This window comes from Vibrio sp. ABH4_348 (assembly GCF_056159765.1).
On the sequence record NZ_JBSWVW010000001.1, the window covers coordinates 1,686,535 to 1,704,395 of the forward strand.

The following is a 17,861-nucleotide window of genomic DNA, read 5'->3' on the forward strand; positions in this document are numbered from 1 at the left end:
GTCCTACCTCGTATGAATACTGTATTTGCGTTCAGCAAGCTTGAGTAAGCCCGTCGACACGCTGGTAAAGAACAAGAAAACGATGGCGACTACCATATAAAAGGTAAATGGCATTTTAGTTGAGCCGGCAGCTAAAGCACCAACCCTTACCATATCTTCCAAGCCAATAATTGATACTAATGCAGTGGTTTTCAGCAATACCAGCCAGTTATTACCAAAGCCCGGCAATGCATGACGAATCATCTGCGGGAAAAGAATTCGTCCAAACGCCAATGATTTACTCATCCCGTATGCTGTTGCGGCCTCGAGCTCGCCTCGGTCAACCGCCATAATGGCTCCGCGAAAAGTTTCTGCCATGTAAGCACCGAAGATAAATCCTATGGTAAGCACACCGGCAAAGAACGGGCTGACATCGATGTAATCAGGAAGATAGGAAGTCCACTCATGGTCAGGGTTACGAGAAGTAAACCACTCGTTCAACCATTCATTGATTCCGTAGAGACTGTTGTTTAGAAGGATCTGACCACCGAAAAAAATCAGCATCATAAGGACGAGGTCTGGGATACCGCGAATAATGGTCGTATAGAGCGTTGCGATACCATTGCCTATTCTTGAGGACGACATTTTTGCCAGTGCACCAAGAATACCCAATACCACAGCAACAAGCAGAGAAAGTACTGCGACTTGAATGGTTACCAAGGCCCCTTGGAATAAGAGATTTTCGTAACCTTTTAGATCTAACATTGGTTTGTTCCTAACCCAAAAACAAAACAATGGTCATCAACGACAGCGTGGAACACGGTTGATGACCATTGCATTAGCGATTACTCGCCGTAAACGTCGTACTTAAAGTACTTAGCTGCGATTTCTTGGTAGATACCTTTTTCGCGTAGTGCCAAGATAGCTTTATCAAGCGCTGAAGTCAGGTCTTTGTCTTGCTTACGAGTTGCAATACCAAAGCCGTCGCCAAACCACTTAGGATCGGTTAGTGACGGACCAACAAACTCATATGCGTCGCCGCCTTCTGCATCAAGAAGACCAGATTCTAGTGCTGAAGCATCACCCAACACAGTAGCGATACGACCTTCTTTCAAGTCAAGATACGCGTCATCAAATGTACTGTAACGTACTACTTCTGCTGACTTGTAGTTATCTGTCACGTAACTGTCGTGAGTCGTTGAGATTTGAACACCAATCTTCACACCATCTAGATTGTTGAAATCGATATCCGCGCCTTTTTTCGCAACAAACTTGTTAGGAATAAGAGCGTATTTGTTGGTGAAGTCGATTTTCTTTTTGCGTTCTTCAGTGATAGACATGCCTGCAATGATTGCATCGTATTTACGAGCAAGCAGCGCTGGTATGATGCCATCCCAATCTTGCTGAACCAGCTTACATTTGACCGCCATCTCTTTACAAAGCGCGTTTGCAATGTCTACATCAAAACCTTGCAAGTTACCTTGGTTATCTGTGTAGTTAAATGGAGGGTAAGCACCTTCAATACCGAAACGTACTTGCTTCCATTCTTTTGCTTGTGCTACGCCTGAAACTGCGGTTGCTGCTAACGCTGCAGCAATAAACCATTTTTTCATTTCCTAACTCCTTTTTGGATTTTTCTTATTGAGGTATTCAAAGCCTAGTAAATAGAAGAGATAAATTGCTTTAATCTCTCCGATTTAGGCTGAGTAAATAATTGTGCAGGATCACCCTGCTCTTCCACCAACCCTTGATGTAAAAACATAACGTGGTTGGATACATCACGGGCAAATGCCATCTCGTGGGTTACCACCAGCATAGTACGGCCCTCAGACGCCAAATCTTTCATTACGCCCAGAACTTCACCGACGAGCTCAGGATCTAATGCAGATGTTGGCTCATCAAACAGCATAACTTCAGGGTCCATGGCTAGCGCTCTGGCTATGGCGGCACGCTGTTGTTGACCGCCGGACAAATGCCCAGGGTAATAGTCTTGACGTTCTAACAAACCAACTTTATCAAGTAGGTGCTTTGCATTTTCTATTGCCTGAGCGCGAGGTACGCCAAGTACGTGGATAGGCGCTTCAATGACATTCTCTAATACAGTTAAGTGAGACCACAGATTGAAGCCTTGAAACACCATGGCTAGGCGAGAGCGAATACGCTGAACTTGCTTTTCATCAACGGGCATAGCCTCACCTTTGCGGTTTGGCTTCATCTTGATCAATTCACCATTAACCCAAATCTCACCGTCCGTAGGGGTTTCCAGCAGGTTGATACAACGAAGAAATGTACTTTTACCCGATCCTGACGATCCGATAATGGAAATCACATCACCTTTGTGAGCGTCCAACGAAATGCCTTTCAACACCTCGTTATTGCCGTAAGTTTTATGCAGTTCCTTGATACTCAGCGCGGGTACCACTTGATTCATGCGCTTGTTTCTCCCTGATTTATCACTGCTTATATTGAGTTTATGCAGTACAAATTAGCACTGAGACCAATAACATGCAACAAATTATTAACCTAAATTATTCGACTAATCAGTTACATTGTATGACTAAAAATGCGTTCTACAGCTTAATATTGCACTATTTTATTCAAAAAGAATATTTACCAAGGTTCATATCTTTGTTAATCGAACAACCTGTTATCATTGTCATTCATTAACAACTTTATTCTCTATAAACACATAATTAGGCAGAACTTTTAGTCGGAAACTAGCCCACTAAAGTGAAATAAATTTTCATATAAAGACCAACCCATTTCAAAGTTCACCCGAAATTACGTAGCAAAATTACACAAGTCTCACTTTGGTGATCTAAATCAATCATAGGCCAAAACAAGCACGTTAAACTCCCAGTCATAGTGGTATGAGTTGGCTTTTATCTCCATTTCAAGGGCTTTGTTTTCACCCTTACATTTCATTTTGCTAACCATACTCGAAGAATAAATAATTGTTTTTACGAGGAATCTATGTCAGAAGCCGTCAAATCAAACTCAGCGGGCTCAGATGTTGACAACGATAGCTACGCTGCCAAACACCGCCCTGCCTCCGAGTTTGCTAATCGAGCAGATTACCTGAATCATGAACTGCAAATAATGAAGCCGCGTCGCTATGGTCTTAACTTGCCTGGGCGCGACTTTAGATTTGAACTTGAAGACTTGGTACCGGCACTTGCTGGAACAATCGGCATTATTGCGATGTATTCAGCAGTAATGATGTCTTGGGCTGATGGCCTCACCCAAGCTTGGGACCACGTGAACCTAGGTAAAGAGTTTGCCATTGAAGTCGCACGTGTCGAGATGCTGTTCCCTGCCCTTTTCTTCTGTGTTATCGCCTCTGGCTTTATCAACCCAAGAGCGAACTTGGCCGGTAACCACGGTCCAATGATCCCGCTTATTGGAGCAATCGCACTAGCGGGCGCTCACCCACTAGCACTTGCGATTCTTCTTGGCGTATTCGGATTGATTTTAAGCTACCTAAAAGGCGGCTCAAAACTCGTCAACCTCACCTCGGAAGGAACTGCTGGCGGATTGTTAATATTCCTTGGCTTTACCGGAACCATGAGCCAAATTGGCGCGATTCAAGATTGGGCGACTGGGCTACAAACTGCAGACAGTGCCGCCGGTAGTCTTGGCTATATCGGATTAGTGGTGTTAGGCGTCAATATTGTTCTTTACGCTTTCCTTGCAAAAATCAATATGCGTTGGCTAGCCATCCCTGTGTGTGCATTCACCGGTTTACTTCTTGCACTCGCGTTTGGCGCTGGTTTTGACCTTCAATTCGAAACTCAAATGGGTCTTCCTAACTTGAACCCTGTTTACTGGTGGGGCAGCACAGAGTCAGGTTGGCAATTAGGTCTACCAACAATAGAGCACTTCATTGCATCACTGCCGTTCGCGATCTTAGCCGTAGCAATGTGGTCACCAGACTTCCTTGGTCACCGAATCTTCCAAGAACTGAACTACCCAGCAAAAACTGAAAAAGTACTCATGGACGTTGATGACACCATGACCATGTGTTCAGTTCGCCAAATGGTAGGTACGGCACTTGGTGGCGGTAACATCACCTCTTCTTGGGGTACTTACATGATTCCTGCGGCCATTGCAAAACGCCCTATTCCAGGCGGTGCAATTATCCTTGGTGTACTAGTCATGGCCATTGCCATTCTTGGTTTCCCAATGGACGTTGCAGTTTGGCCTCCAGTCATGCGTGTTGCGCTACTTGTAGGTGTATTCCTGCCTTTGCTTGAAGCTGGTATGCAGATGGTGAAAAACACCAAAGACTCTCAAGCTGCTGGTATCTGTATCTTTGGTTCCGCTGTCGTTAACCCAGTGTTGGCATGGGCAATCACTATGCTGCTCGATAACAACGGTTTAATCGGTGACAAAGAGCGCGCAGCGAAACTGTCTTTCGTCGATAAAGTGGTTATCCCTGGCGGTGTGTTCGTTATCTGTTTAATCGCCATGCTGGCAGTCGGCATGCTTGAAGGGCAATACGGTATCCCTGCCTTCCTATAAGTCGACTAGACTCAACGGGTGACAACTATGTCACCCGTTTTTATTTGGATTTTTTAACTTTTATTGATTTAGTTTAAGTTTTGCAGATTATTTTTATCTTACTGTAGAACTCAAGGAACAACAGATAGTCTGAGTAATTAGAAGAACACACCAACTTACAATGACAATATCTATAGTTTTGTTCGGGTAGTTCAAGACGATACATATTGTTATTCATAAAGAGTGTACCGCTCGCTTCGGCGAATCAACTGGCTCAACGGTTTGATAGGTACGTGTTTTTTCTACTAAGAAAGGTAGGTATGTCATGGCAGAGCAATTTGCTAAAGCTTGGGAAGGTTTTGCTGAAGGTAATTGGCAAAACGAGGTTAACGTTCGCGACTTCATTCAGAAGAACTACACGCCATATGAAGGCGACGAGTCTTTCCTAGTTTCTGAAGGTACTGAAGCAACAAACAAGCTTTGGGCTAAGGTAATGGAAGGTATCAAGCAGGAAAACTCTACACACGCTCCTGTTGACTTCGATACGTCTGTTATTTCTACCATCACAGCTCACGATGCGGGCTACATCGAAAAAGATCTAGAGACGATTGTTGGTTTGCAAACCGACGCTCCTCTTAAGCGCGCCATCATCCCTAACGGTGGTATCCGCATGGTTGAAGGTTCTTGCAAGGCTTATGACCGTGAGCTGGACCCACAGGTTTCTAAAATCTATTCAGAGTACCGCAAAACACACAACGCTGGTGTGTTTGACATCTACACACCTGACATTCTTAAGTGTCGTAAATCTGGTGTTCTAACTGGTCTTCCAGATGCCTACGGCCGTGGTCGTATCATCGGTGACTACCGTCGCGTAGCACTTTACGGTATCGATTTCTTAATGAAAGACAAGCTTGCACAGTTCACTTCACTACAAGAGAAGTTTGAGAACGGTGAAGACTTGCAAATGACCATGCAGCTTCGCGAAGAAATCGCAGAGCAGCATCGTGCACTAGGTCAAATGAAAGAAATGGCGGCGAAATACGGCTACGACATTTCTCGCCCAGCTGAAACTGCACAAGAAGCAATTCAATGGACTTACTTCGGCTACCTAGCAGCTGTTAAGTCGCAAAACGGTGCGGCAATGTCTTTGGGTCGTACTTCTACATTCCTAGACGTCTACATTGAGCGTGATATTGCAGCGGGCAAAATCACTGAAGTTGACGCTCAAGAAATGATCGACCACTTCGTAATGAAACTGCGTATGGTTCGTTTCCTACGCACACCTGAATACGATGATCTGTTCTCTGGCGACCCAATCTGGGCAACCGAATCTATGGGTGGTATGGGTCTTGACGGACGTACGCTAGTTACGCGTTCAAACTTCCGTTTCTTGAACTCTCTATACACTATGGGTCCTTCTCCAGAGCCAAACATCACGGTTCTTTGGTCTGAGCAACTACCGGAAGGCTTCAAGAAGTTCTGTGCAAAAGTATCGATCGACACATCTTCTATCCAGTACGAAAACGACGATTTGATGCGTCCAGATTTCGACTCTGATGACTACGCAATTGCGTGTTGTGTATCTCCGATGATCATCGGTAAACACATGCAGTTCTTCGGCGCTCGTGCCAACCTTGCTAAAACACTTCTTTACGTTATCAACGGCGGTGTTGATGAGAAATTGAAGATGCAAGTTGGACCGAAAACTGAACCAATGACTGACGAAGTTCTGGATTTCGACAAAGTGTGGTCTGGCCTAGACAACTTCATGGACTGGTTGGCAAAACAATACGTTACTGCATTGAACGCTATCCACTTCATGCACGATAAATACAGCTATGAAGCGGCGCTAATGGCACTCCATGACCGCGATGTTCGCCGTACTATGGCGTGTGGTATTGCTGGTCTGTCTGTAGCTGCTGACTCACTTGCTGCTATCAAGTACGCAAAAGTGAAACCAATTCGCGACGAAGACGGTGTAGCGGTAGATTTTGAAATCGACGGTGATTACCCGAAATTTGGTAACAACGACGCACGTGTTGATGACATCGCATGTGAGTTGGTTGAAGTGTTCATGAACAAGATTCGTCAGCTAAGCACTTACCGCAATGCTGTACCTACTCAGTCTATCCTAACTATCACTTCAAACGTGGTATACGGGAAGAAAACAGGTAACACGCCTGACGGTCGCCCAGCAGGTGCTCCATTTGCACCAGGTGCGAACCCAATGCACGGCCGCGATGAGAAAGGCGCGGTAGCCTCTCTAACTTCAGTAGGTAAACTGCCGTTTGCTCACGCTAAAGATGGTATCTCATACACCTTCTCTATCGTGCCAAACGCACTAGGTAAAGACGAGGGTTCACAGCGCGCTAACCTAGCGGGTCTGATGGATGGTTACTTCCACCACGAGTCTGATATCGAAGGTGGACAACACTTGAATGTTAATGTTCTAAATCGCGAAACACTTGAAGATGCGGTCAAGAACCCTGACAAGTACCCACAATTGACCATTCGTGTCTCTGGCTACGCAGTACGTTTCAACTCGCTAACCACAGAACAGCAAAAAGACGTCATCGCACGTACGTTTACTGAATCACTATAAGAGATAGTGTTAGTTACTGGCCCCGCGGATGCGGGGCTTTTTTTGTTTAGCGAAATCTCCCACACCAGCTTACTGAGACCCACCGCACAATTTTTTGTTTATTTGAAGACAAGTTGCCAACAACTACTGCAATTACAGTAATATGGCATGCCTAATTTCCAGTCGCCATCAGCAAGTTTTATGCGCAAGTTGTTACCAGCCCTTTGTTTAGCCTTTAGCTCAAGTTTATATGCCAACACACCTTCTACTGTGTATTTGTCAGTTGAAAACGATGGTATTTATGGAACAGATAGAGATTACACCAGCGGTATCTTTCTAAGTTACGCAACCGGCGGTTTCAGTCCGGGATATTACACCAAACCATTCAGCCTTCAGGCTTGGGGAATCCAATCTCTAGACAAAGCAGAGTTTGTGTTGGGACATAAGATGTATACACCCAACGATATTTCCACCACCACGCCTGAGGTCAACGACAGACCTTACGCTGGCTACTTGTTTGGTGAACTTAATTATCTGAGCCTGAGCCCTAGCCTAGCGCAAAAGTTCAACCTTACCTTAGGAACAACTGGTGACCGTTCGCAAGCAGACTTTGCTCAAGATATCGTGCACGCGATTGTTGGCTCAGATGATCCGATGGGTTGGAAATATCAGATTGAAGAGAAGTGGCTCGGCAATGTTGGCTACGAGGGTCAATTTGCAATGACGCGCTCGAGTGGCTTTGAAATTTCTAATATCTCTAAGATTAATTTGGGCAATGCCCGAAGTGATGTTTCCACTGGCTTTATGTTTCGTTACGGACACAACCTTGAAGGTAACTTAGGCGCGGCAACTATCTCGTCAGAGAATCCATTTAGACCAAGTATGATCAGCGACAATCAAGGCGCTTGGTTTGTCTTTGCTGGAATTGAAGGTCGCTACCGTTTTAACGACTATTTGCTCGAAGGACCTAGACCTGGTATTGCTAACCCGTCAGCGTATCCGGTCACTTTAGAACCGCTGCAAGCGTCATCTGTTCTGGGATTTGCGTGGTACAACAACCACTTTGGCGCTGCAGTAACTTCAAGCACCCAATTACCTGAGTACAAAGAAGCGCAAAGCACTGTCTACAGTTCTGCGAGTTTGAATCTATTCGCCTTTTACTAGAACCTCGCCTAGCGCTTGGTTTTTCCCATTCTCTTTAGCTTTGTAAAGCCAATCATCCGCTAAGCTAAAGATTGAGTCTGGATTTTGGTTATCATTCGGAATAGTACTGACTATTCCGATTGATACCGTCACCATGGCAAATTTTCTATCTAAGTATTGCGGAAAATCACTGCAAAATTTGCGCAGTAGGCGATGACTTTCGTCTGGGTTTTGTTGACCAATAATCACAGCAAATTCATCGCCGCCTAAACGCGCAACAATGTCACTGCTTCGTCCGAAGCTCTCTTTTAATCGGCCAGAAAAGGTTTGCAATACCTCATCACCCGCAAGATGGCCATACACATCGTTTACTTCTTTAAAACCATCGAGATCAAACAGCGCTAATGTCAGAAAAGTTTGATTGCGCTTGTGGCGATACCACTCCTCTTCAATTGCTTCCTCATAGGCTCGTCGGTTTTTCAATCCGGTTAGCATGTCCTGTCGTGCGGTCAATTCAAGTTGTTGATTGAGTAATTCGAGCTCACGAGTTCGCTCGGCGATTCTCTCTTCCAACGACGCGTTCACCTGCAACAAGCTTTCTTGGCTAGCAATACGCGATACCACTTCACCGACGTTGTAACAAAACAGCTGAAACAATTCTTTTTGCTGATTGGTAAGAAGGCGGTGACGAACCAAATTATCGGCGCAAATCATGACCACCACTTCCCCGTTTATCGCAACCACAATACAAGCATTCCAACCTATGCCGACCTTTCGCCGCTCTTGATACAAGGGAACACTGTCTAGGACAATTAGTTCGTTAGGGTTAAGAAACGCCATGTCGGCTAACTGAGTATTCGGTTTGGGCATCGAAAAACCCGTTTCATCGATAACGTTCCCGTCAGTATCGACGCCATAAGTTCCTCTGAGTAAATCCCCATCTTGGAGAAAGATACCGACTCTATCGATATCTAAATGTTCAACGGTGAATTCAACCGCAATTTTGCATACCTCGATTGTGGTTCGGGCACTCGACATTAGCCCTAATGCTTTGCTGAGCAAACGTACTCGAGAGTTATGACGGATTTCCACCAAGAACCTAGCAATCGTTTTAGCAAAAATCGTTAGTGCTTCGTTCAGATGCTCTTGGTACGCTTCATGGCTTATCAGGTTATCCATAGCAAACCAGCCCAGCGCTTGGTCTTCATGTCTGAGTACCACCATTGCATTCCAACCAAATCCGGCAGGCTGCTCCTTGTGATATAGGGTGATGTCTTTTTCGACATGAATAATGGTAGATGTGTTCGAGAGTGCCTCGATAAATGGATCCGCCAGTTGGTCGTATCCATAGGCATCGCGCCTCTCATCGATAAAACTGCCCGTTGGGTCAATCCCATAGACGCCGTGATAACATTCGTCTCGATTGTCGATAATAAATGCCGCCGCGCGATCAATACCGAGTTCACCGTGAATCAACTCTACGCTTTTCTTTAGAAGCTCAAATTCTGTTCGGCATGCAGCCAACTCCGCAAGCCCGGTGGCGACTCTCTCCATCGCTTGGTGTTTTTGTGTTTCGTCTTGCAATTGGCGCAGTACTTTACCGTATTGCTTATCTATGGTTTTTCTTGCCTGTTTGGCCGACATTTCCGCATGTTGCAGACGCCAAAAATTCTGCAGAACCGCTGAGAACATACGCAGCTCAGAATCACGATGCGTCATCGGAGAGTCTGGGTCGCAATACAAGAGTAAAGATGCAGAATCGTCTTTGCTGTTTGCGAGTCGACAAGCGAAAATTTTGGAGCCAGCTTGAGTCAACATATCTGCTGGCAATAGCTTGAACCCAGTTTGACGTGTCATTAATGAAAACCATTGCCAAAGGTCACCCTCGCCTTTAGACAACATGTCAGAGGTTAAGACTTTCCCACTAGAGGCGTGGCAAATCTCATTTTCCGCTGGTCGGCAAACTTGTACTCCCTGAACAGGCAAAATCGAATGCAATTGCTCGCAAAAATTGGATGCGAAACTCAATGGTGATGAGTGAAAAGCATTCAGCTGTTGCAAAGTCGCCGCGGCATGGCTCAGGGTGTCAGGCATAGATCGCCCTAAAGTTTATTAATAACTAAATTAATAATAGCAGAAGACTAGGTCACCCTTTTTTATTAAATTATCAGTTGCTTGTTATTGTCTTGGTATAAACTTGAACTAGAATCACAAACGCTCTGAGAGCACGACTCAAAATACCACGACTTTTGCGTCAAATTTCAATAACATTTGCTCATTCAAAGGTTAGCTTTGGTGATCATTTCAGCGGTAGCGCACATCTTAAAATCAAAAATATTTGTAATAATTAAACTAAATTTGATTTGAATGCTGTATTACCCCTACTAATTGTCATAATATAAGCTGTGTTTAGGTTAGTGGAAGTAAACAATGTCAACACTGGGTCGAATTCATTCTTTTGAATCTTGTGGAACAGTTGATGGACCGGGTATCCGTTTCATTGTTTTCCTGCAGGGTTGTTTGATGCGCTGTAAATACTGCCATAACCGCGATACCTGGGATACTCACGGTGGACGTGAAGTCACGGTAAGTGAAATCATTAAAGAAGCGAGATCCTACCGGCACTTTATGAACGCCTCTGGCGGTGGCGTAACCTGCTCAGGTGGGGAAGCCATGTTGCAACCAGAGTTTGTACGTGATTTTTTCAAAGCCGCTAGAGAGGAAGGTATTCACACTTGCCTCGATACCAATGGTTACATTCGCCGTCATACTGACGTTATCGATGAAGTATTAGATAACACAGACCTAGTGATGCTCGATTTGAAACATATGAAAGACGAAATTCACCACGATTTTATCGGTGTTTCTAACAAGCGTACTTTGGACTTTGCTCGTTACCTACATAAAATCGGCCAAAAAACTTGGATTCGTTATGTCGTAGTTCCTGGTTACACTGACGACATAGAGGCGGCTCACATGCTCGGTGACTTTATCAAAGATATGGACAATATCGAAAAAATTGAGCTACTTCCGTACCACAAATTGGGTGCTCATAAATGGGAAGCCCTTGGCTTTGATTACCCGTTAGAGGGTGTAGATCCACCAAGCAAAGAAACCATGGAGCAAGTGGTTGCGATCCTAAGCGAGTACCACGATAACGTTAAGTATTAGGGTGAATTGAACTACAACAAAATCAATGTTGTGATGAAATTCAACGCTCAATCAGCCAGAAGGTTGCCATAACTATGCTGGGAATACTGTTTTGGATATTAACTCCGATGCTACTGTTACTCACAGTAAGTGATGTTCGACAGGTATTCCTTCCTAAACTTATTGCAGAAAGGCGTTTTCAACACCTGACCTTTGCCACTATCTTCATCCTCTACCTGTTGTGGATTACCAAGGCGGGAATCAAATCGGATTTAGACTTACATTTTTTAGGTCTCACCGCGTTATCTCTGATGTATGGATGGCGAGTCGCACTGTTGGTTGGCTTTATCGTGTCCTCATTGTTGGTCCTATTTCAACAGTTACCCGTCACTCAGCTTGCCCACTTTTTTATCATCTCCGTCGCACTACCAATTGGGATCAGTTACTTCACGTTTGCCAAGAGCTATCAGTATCTCCCGCGAAACATCTTTGTATTCATTTTTGTCGCTGGATTTTTCAATGCGACGCTAACAGCAAGTTTGCATTTAATTGTTAATGCGAGTACGCAACTATTGATGAACCACCACACCCTCGACACCATCATCGACCATTATCTTATTTTCATCCCGCTGATGGCACTTCCTGAAGGACTGCTTAACGGTATGGCACTTGCTATGATGGCAGTGTTTAAACCAGAATGGCTGCGAGTTTTCTCCGACAGAGCTTACTTATATCCCAATCAAAACGACGATTCCTGATAAGCAATCGCTCCAGAAACAAGTAGCACGTCTTTGCTGTGTCTTTTTTGACGATATCCACTAAAACCTGTGATCAGATCAAATTGAAAGACGAGTAGCAACGTTACTCTAACGTTAATGAAACGCTGAATTAGTAAAGAGTGAGGTTCCTATGGAAATGACAAACGCACAACGTTTGATCCTGTCCAATCAATATTACTTAATGTCTCAACTGGACCCAGAGAACTCAGATAAGTATCAACGCATGCAAACCATTGTTGAACGCGGCTACGCACTTCAAATTAAAGAACTTTCAAGCGACTTTGGCTGCATCACCGAGCACGTTTGCCAAGAAGTACTCAACACCATGGAAATGCACCATGCGATGCAGGAATCCAATCGCATGCTAGCGGCTGATGACCGCGAGTGTGTCGACCAACGTAGACTACGATTTTTGGGGTTCGATGCGGCAACCGAATCCAACCTAGTTAACTACGTGCGTTTCCTTACCGAGTCAGAGGGACTATACCCACAATTTGAAAAAGACGAACATCACTTTAACAGCCAAGTGCCTATGTTAGAGAAATACCGCCGCATGCTCACGGTTTGGCAGAGTTGCCCTCGGCAGTATCACCTTTCTCCGGCTGAACTAAACAAAATTTTCAACGCGTAATGTTTTAAGCCAGCCGAATATAAGCAACATGTTATTGGGTCAATCTGTTCAGATTGGCCTTTTTTGTCGCTCAAATTTGGTATTTTGAGCCGTTTTGTACTTTTTTAGCCATGCTTTATGCCCCCTCTCAATCATCACGTATTAGCAATTAAACACATATTTTTTAAGCAGAATTGCTAAAGCCAACTAGTCTTAAGTTAGGACGGATTGGTTATCAAACGTCATCGTTTGTCCAAATGACAAATTGAGAGGGAATCGAGCATGAGTATTTTTGACCATTATCAGGCCCGCTACGAAGCGGCGAAAGACGAAGAAATGTCTATCCAAGAGTTTTTGCAGCTGTGCAAAGACGACAAAAGCGCTTATGCCAATGCCGCAGAGCGGTTATTAATGGCGATTGGTGAGCCCGAGCTCGTCGATACCGCGCAAGACCCAAGACTCAGTCGAATTTTTTCAAACCGCGTCATTGCGCGCTATCAAACTTTCAAAGATTTCTATGGCATGGAAGAAGCTATAGAGCAGATTGTGTCTTACCTAAAACACGCGGCACAAGGTCTGGAAGAACGCAAACAAATCTTGTACCTACTTGGGCCTGTTGGTGGTGGTAAGTCATCGCTCGCCGAGAAACTTAAAGCATTGATGCAGCAAGTACCTATATATGTTTTATCTGCTGATGGTCATAGAAGCCCGGTTAACGACCATCCGTTCTGCTTGTTTGATGTAAATGAAGATGGCGACGTGCTCAAAAAAGACTATGGTATCGATAACCGTTACTTACGTTCTATCATGTCACCGTGGGCGGCAAAACGACTGCATGAATTTGGTGGGGACATAACGAAATTTAAAGTCGTGAAAGTTCGACCATCTATTCTTGATCAGCTTGCAGTAGCAAAAACAGAACCGGGGGATGAAAACAACCAGGACATCTCATCCTTGGTAGGTAAAGTGGATATTCGACAACTTGAACACTTTTCTCAAGACGACCCCGATGCATACAGCTACTCTGGTGCCCTGTGTAAAGCTAACCAAGGTTTGATGGAGTTTGTCGAAATGTTTAAAGCGCCGATTAAGGTGCTGCATCCTCTGTTAACCGCAACTCAAGAAGGCAACTACAACGGAACTGAAGGGCTTTCTGCACTGCCATTTGACGGCATGATTCTCGCTCACTCTAATGAATCCGAATGGCAAAGCTTTAGAAATAACAAAAACAACGAAGCGTTCTTAGACCGTGTTTATATCGTCAAGGTACCGTATTGCTTGCGCGTATCTGAAGAAGTCAAAATTTACCAAAAACTACTCGATCATTCTGAGCTCTCTCAAGCCCCGTGCTCACCAAGCACGCTCGAACTTCTATCGCAGTTTAGTATCCTGTCTAGGCTAAAAGATCCTGAAAACTCTTCCATTTTTTCCAAGATGAGAGTGTACGACGGTGAAACTCTGAAAGACACAGATCCAAAAGCGAAAAGCTACCAAGAGTACCGAGATTACGCTGGTGTTGATGAGGGTATGTCTGGCCTTTCAACTCGATTTGCCTTCAAAATCTTGTCACGCGTGTTCAACTTTGACCAAACTGAAGTCGCCGCCAACCCGGTACACCTGTTCTATGTAATAGAGCAACAAATCGAGCGCGAACAGTTTCCTCAAGAAATGGCCGAACGGTATTTAGAATTCCTCAAAGGCTATCTAGTACCGCGATACGTCGAATTTATTGGCAAGGAAATTCAAACCGCATACTTAGAGTCCTACTCCGAGTACGGTCAGAATATTTTCGACCGCTACGTCACTTATGCGGACTTCTGGATTCAAGATCAAGAATATCGAGACCCTGAGACTGGTCAGCTATTTGACCGCAGTGCGCTTAACGCTGAGCTGGAAAAAATTGAAAAAACCGCGGGTATTAGTAATCCAAAAGATTTCCGCAACGAAATCGTCAACTTTGTCCTACGTGCCAAAGCAAACAATAACGGTGAAAACCCAGTTTGGACCAGTTACGAAAAACTTCGCACTGTCATCGAGAAGAAAATGTTCTCGAATACCGAAGAGCTGCTACCCGTTATCTCCTTCAATGCCAAAACATCTTCTGAAGATCAGAAGAAGCATGACGACTTTGTCAATCGCATGATGGAAAAAGGCTACACGGAGAAACAGGTGCGCTTGTTGTCTGAATGGTACCTGCGCGTTCGCAAATCTTCATAGTGGACAATCAATACGTTGGGCCAAGGACTTCTGGCCCAACCCTTTGAATTCCGCTGCACTGGGGAGGAGCATATGGCCCAATTTATCGATAGGCGTTTGAACGGCAAGAACAAAAGCGCCGTCAATCGCCAGCGCTTTTTGAAGCGCCATAAAGAGCAGATTAAAGATTCCGTCGCAGATGCGGTCAATCGACGTTCAATTACCAACACCGAAACGGGTGAAGACGTTTCTATTCCATCGAAAGACATTACCGAGCCGATTTTTCACCAAGGTAAAGGTGGTTTTAAAGAACGGGTTCACCCGGGTAATGACCAATTTACGCGCGGTGACAAAATTGAACGACCTCGCGGTGGTGGTCAAGGTGGTGGTTCTGGAGAAGGTGAAGCAAGTGCTGATGGAGAAGGCCAAGACGAGTTTGTCTTCCAGATCTCTAAAGACGAGTATCTAGACATCTTGTTTGAAGACCTCGCGCTGCCAAATCTTGATAAAACCCAAATCAACAAAATCACTGAGTGGAAAACCACAAGAGCCGGTTATCAGACTGCAGGGGTACCTGCCAATATTGCCATCGTAAAGTCGCTGCAACAGTCATTCGCGCGCAGAACGGCAATGACCGCAGGTAAAAAAAGAAAACTGAAAGAGTTAATGGAAGAGCTTGAGCTTCTTAAGAAATCGGAACCCGCACAACCACTTGAAGTTCAGAAGTTAAACGACGAAATCGAAGTATTGCAGAGAAAAATCGATGCGGTGCCTTTTATTGATACCTTTGACCTGCGCTTCAAAAACTACGAGCGCCGCCCTATTCCATCGAGCCAAGCGGTTATGTTCTGTCTAATGGACGTGTCTGGCTCGATGGACCAAGCCACCAAAGACATCGCCAAGCGCTTTTATGTCTTGCTGTATTTGTTCTTAACTCGGACCTACGAAAATGTAGAAGTGGTTTTCATTCGACATCACACCCAAGCAAAAGAAGTCGATGAACACGAGTTTTTTTACTCTCAGGAAACAGGGGGAACCATCGTCTCCAGCGCTCTGAAGCTCATGCACGAAATTGTGGCCGACCGCTACCCCGAAGCACAATGGAATATCTACGCCGCTCAAGCTTCGGATGGTGACAACTGGGCGGATGATTCGCCAAGGTGTCGTGAACTTTTAGTGAAAAAGCTATTGCCGGCTTGTCAGTACTACTCGTACATCGAAATCACTCGTCGCTCTCATCAAACTTTATGGCACGAGTATGAAAAGCTTGAAGACACCTTCGACAATTTTGCAATGAAAAACATTAAGGATGTCGAAGACATATTCCCCGTTTTTCGGGATTTGTTTAAAAAGGAAACCGCTTAGGGAGGCCGGCTATGGCAACAAAAACTCAGCGCCGCACTAAGAAGAAAAATCATTTACCCGATGGTCCAGATTGGACCTTCGATATGCTTGAGCGATACCACACGGAAATAAAAAGGGTTGCCGCCCAATACCGATTAGACACTTATCCTAACCAAATTGAAGTCATCACCTCCGAACAAATGATGGATGCGTACTCCAGTATTGGTATGCCTATTAACTACAACCATTGGTCTTTTGGCAAAAAGTTTATTCAAACCGAGCAAGGCTACAAACATGGGCAAATGGGGCTCGCCTATGAAATTGTTATCAACTCAGACCCGTGTATCGCATATCTGATGGAAGAAAACACGGTAACGATGCAAGCCCTTGTTATGGCTCATGCCTGTTACGGCCATAATTCCTTTTTTAAAGGAAACTACTTATTCCAAGCCTGGACCGACGCCAGCTCAATTATCGATTATCTACTATTCGCCAAAAATTACATTTCTGAATGTGAAGAAAAATACGGGACACAAGAAGTTGAAGACCTATTGGATTCCTGTCATGCCTTAATGAACTTTGGCGTCGACCGATACAAACGGCCCGAAAAAATTTCCATAACAGAAGAGAAAGCGCGCCAAGAAGAGCGAGAGGCTTACCTGCAGTCGCAAGTAAATGATTTATGGCGCACGGTGCCCAAGTCCGATGTGAAATCCGAAAAATCCAAAGTGCGCTTCCCCACTGAACCACAAGAGAACATTCTTTACTTTATAGAGAAAAACGCACCTTTGTTGGAACCATGGCAACGAGAAACCGTTCGAATCGTTCGCAAAATTAGCCAGTATTTCTATCCACAAAAACAAACCCAAGTGATGAACGAAGGCTGGGCAACGTTTTGGCACTACACCATTCTCAATCACCTCTATGATGAAGGTAAGGTCAGCGAAAAATTCATTCTCGAATTTTTGCATAGCCACACAAGTGTCGTAGCCCAACCGTCTTACAACAGTCCGTATTACAGCGGTATTAACCCCTATGCGCTTGGGTTTGCCATGTTTCAAGATATCCGTCGAATTTGCGAGAACCCAACCGAGGAGGACAAGCAGTGGTTCCCTGATTTAGCAGGGTCTGATTGGTTAGAGGCGCTTCACTTCGCCATGCGCAATTTCAAAGACGAGAGCTTTATCAGCCAATACTTGTCACCCAAAGTGATGCGCGATTTTAAATTGTTTTCTGTTGTGGATGATGACCGCAAAAATTACATCGAAGTTAGTGCGATTCACGATGAGCTCGGTTACCGACAAGTGCGCGATAGATTAGCCGCTCAGTACAATTTGAGTAATTTAGAGCCTAATATTCAAGTCTATAATGTAGACGTACGAGGAGACCGGTCCCTGACGTTACAGTATGTGCCGCATAACCGTATACCTTTGGATGACAGTTACCAACACGTACTCAAACACCTTTATAGGCTTTGGGGATTCGATGTCATTCTGGAGCAAAAAAACGAGAGCGGACACAGAGAAATCATTGGCGCGTGCCCCAAACGCCAAGACTATGATCACACCATCTAACTAAG

13 protein-coding genes are annotated in these 17,861 nt (G+C 44.8%); 9 read left to right on the forward strand and 4 right to left on the reverse strand.

Annotated elements, in window-relative coordinates; all coding sequences use genetic code 11:
* Nucleotides 1-3: 3 nt before the first annotated feature.
* The 3 genes from ACXAFJ_RS07580 to ACXAFJ_RS07590 all read right to left on the reverse strand — a co-directional run bounded on the left by ACXAFJ_RS07580 (nt 4) and on the right by ACXAFJ_RS07590 (nt 2,410).
* Entirely contained in the window at nt 4-744 is a 741-nt protein-coding gene (locus ACXAFJ_RS07580) for an ABC transporter permease (RefSeq protein ID WP_475322522.1), read from the reverse strand.
* 80 nt (nt 745-824) lie between these two features.
* Nucleotides 825-1,592, reverse strand: a complete 768-nt coding sequence (locus ACXAFJ_RS07585; RefSeq protein WP_475322523.1) for an ABC transporter substrate-binding protein — start codon at nt 1,590-1,592, stop codon at nt 825-827.
* A gap of 44 nt (nt 1,593-1,636) precedes the next feature.
* Nucleotides 1,637-2,410, reverse strand: a complete 774-nt coding sequence (locus ACXAFJ_RS07590) for an ABC transporter ATP-binding protein (protein WP_475322524.1) — start codon at nt 2,408-2,410, stop codon at nt 1,637-1,639.
* A gap of 542 nt (nt 2,411-2,952) precedes the next feature.
* Here ACXAFJ_RS07590 and ACXAFJ_RS07595 point away from each other — a divergent pair.
* From ACXAFJ_RS07595 to ACXAFJ_RS07605, 3 genes are all read left to right on the forward strand, one after another.
* Nucleotides 2,953-4,500: a DUF3360 family protein gene (locus tag ACXAFJ_RS07595; protein WP_475322526.1), complete on the forward strand. Its 1,548-nt coding sequence runs from the start codon at nt 2,953-2,955 to the stop codon at nt 4,498-4,500.
* 304 nt (nt 4,501-4,804) lie between these two features.
* Nucleotides 4,805-7,081 (forward strand): formate C-acetyltransferase, encoded by a 2,277-nt coding sequence (pflB, locus tag ACXAFJ_RS07600; RefSeq protein ID WP_475322527.1) that lies wholly within the window; start codon nt 4,805-4,807, stop codon nt 7,079-7,081.
* 180 nt (nt 7,082-7,261) lie between these two features.
* Nucleotides 7,262-8,224, forward strand: coding sequence for a lipid A deacylase LpxR family protein (locus ACXAFJ_RS07605; RefSeq protein ID WP_475322528.1), 963 nt, complete (start codon nt 7,262-7,264; stop codon nt 8,222-8,224).
* On the opposite strand, the gene ACXAFJ_RS07610 is transcribed toward ACXAFJ_RS07605, so the two are convergent.
* Nucleotides 8,207-10,297 carry a sensor domain-containing diguanylate cyclase gene (locus ACXAFJ_RS07610; protein WP_475322529.1) on the reverse strand — a complete coding sequence of 697 codons (2,091 nt, stop codon included), beginning with the start codon at nt 10,295-10,297 and terminating at the stop codon, nt 8,207-8,209. The two genes, ACXAFJ_RS07605 and ACXAFJ_RS07610, sit on opposite strands and share 18 nt — an antisense overlap.
* Before the next feature lie 336 nt (nt 10,298-10,633).
* Here ACXAFJ_RS07610 and pflA point away from each other — a divergent pair, with 336 nt between their 5' ends.
* The 6 genes from pflA to ACXAFJ_RS07640 all read left to right on the forward strand — a co-directional run bounded on the left by pflA (nt 10,634) and on the right by ACXAFJ_RS07640 (nt 17,856).
* Nucleotides 10,634-11,374 carry a pyruvate formate lyase 1-activating protein gene (gene pflA, locus ACXAFJ_RS07615; protein WP_475322531.1) on the forward strand — a complete coding sequence of 247 codons (741 nt, stop codon included), beginning with the start codon at nt 10,634-10,636 and terminating at the stop codon, nt 11,372-11,374.
* 74 nt (nt 11,375-11,448) lie between these two features.
* Entirely contained in the window at nt 11,449-12,111 is a 663-nt protein-coding gene (locus ACXAFJ_RS07620) for an energy-coupling factor ABC transporter permease (RefSeq protein WP_475322532.1), read from the forward strand.
* Nucleotides 12,112-12,262: 151 nt separating this feature from the next.
* Nucleotides 12,263-12,763: a YfbU family protein gene (locus tag ACXAFJ_RS07625; RefSeq protein ID WP_475322534.1), complete on the forward strand. Its 501-nt coding sequence runs from the start codon at nt 12,263-12,265 to the stop codon at nt 12,761-12,763.
* 261 nt (nt 12,764-13,024) lie between these two features.
* Nucleotides 13,025-14,959 carry a PrkA family serine protein kinase gene (locus tag ACXAFJ_RS07630; protein WP_475322535.1) on the forward strand — a complete coding sequence of 645 codons (1,935 nt, stop codon included), beginning with the start codon at nt 13,025-13,027 and terminating at the stop codon, nt 14,957-14,959.
* Between the two features lie 72 nt (nt 14,960-15,031).
* On the forward strand, nt 15,032-16,303 hold the full coding sequence (locus ACXAFJ_RS07635; RefSeq protein ID WP_475322536.1) for a YeaH/YhbH family protein: 1,272 nt from the start codon (nt 15,032-15,034) through the stop codon (nt 16,301-16,303).
* Nucleotides 16,304-16,314: 11 nt separating this feature from the next.
* Complete coding sequence (locus ACXAFJ_RS07640) at nt 16,315-17,856, forward strand: SpoVR family protein (RefSeq protein WP_475322538.1); 1,542 nt, start codon at nt 16,315-16,317, stop codon at nt 17,854-17,856.
* Nucleotides 17,857-17,861: the final 5 nt, after the last annotated feature.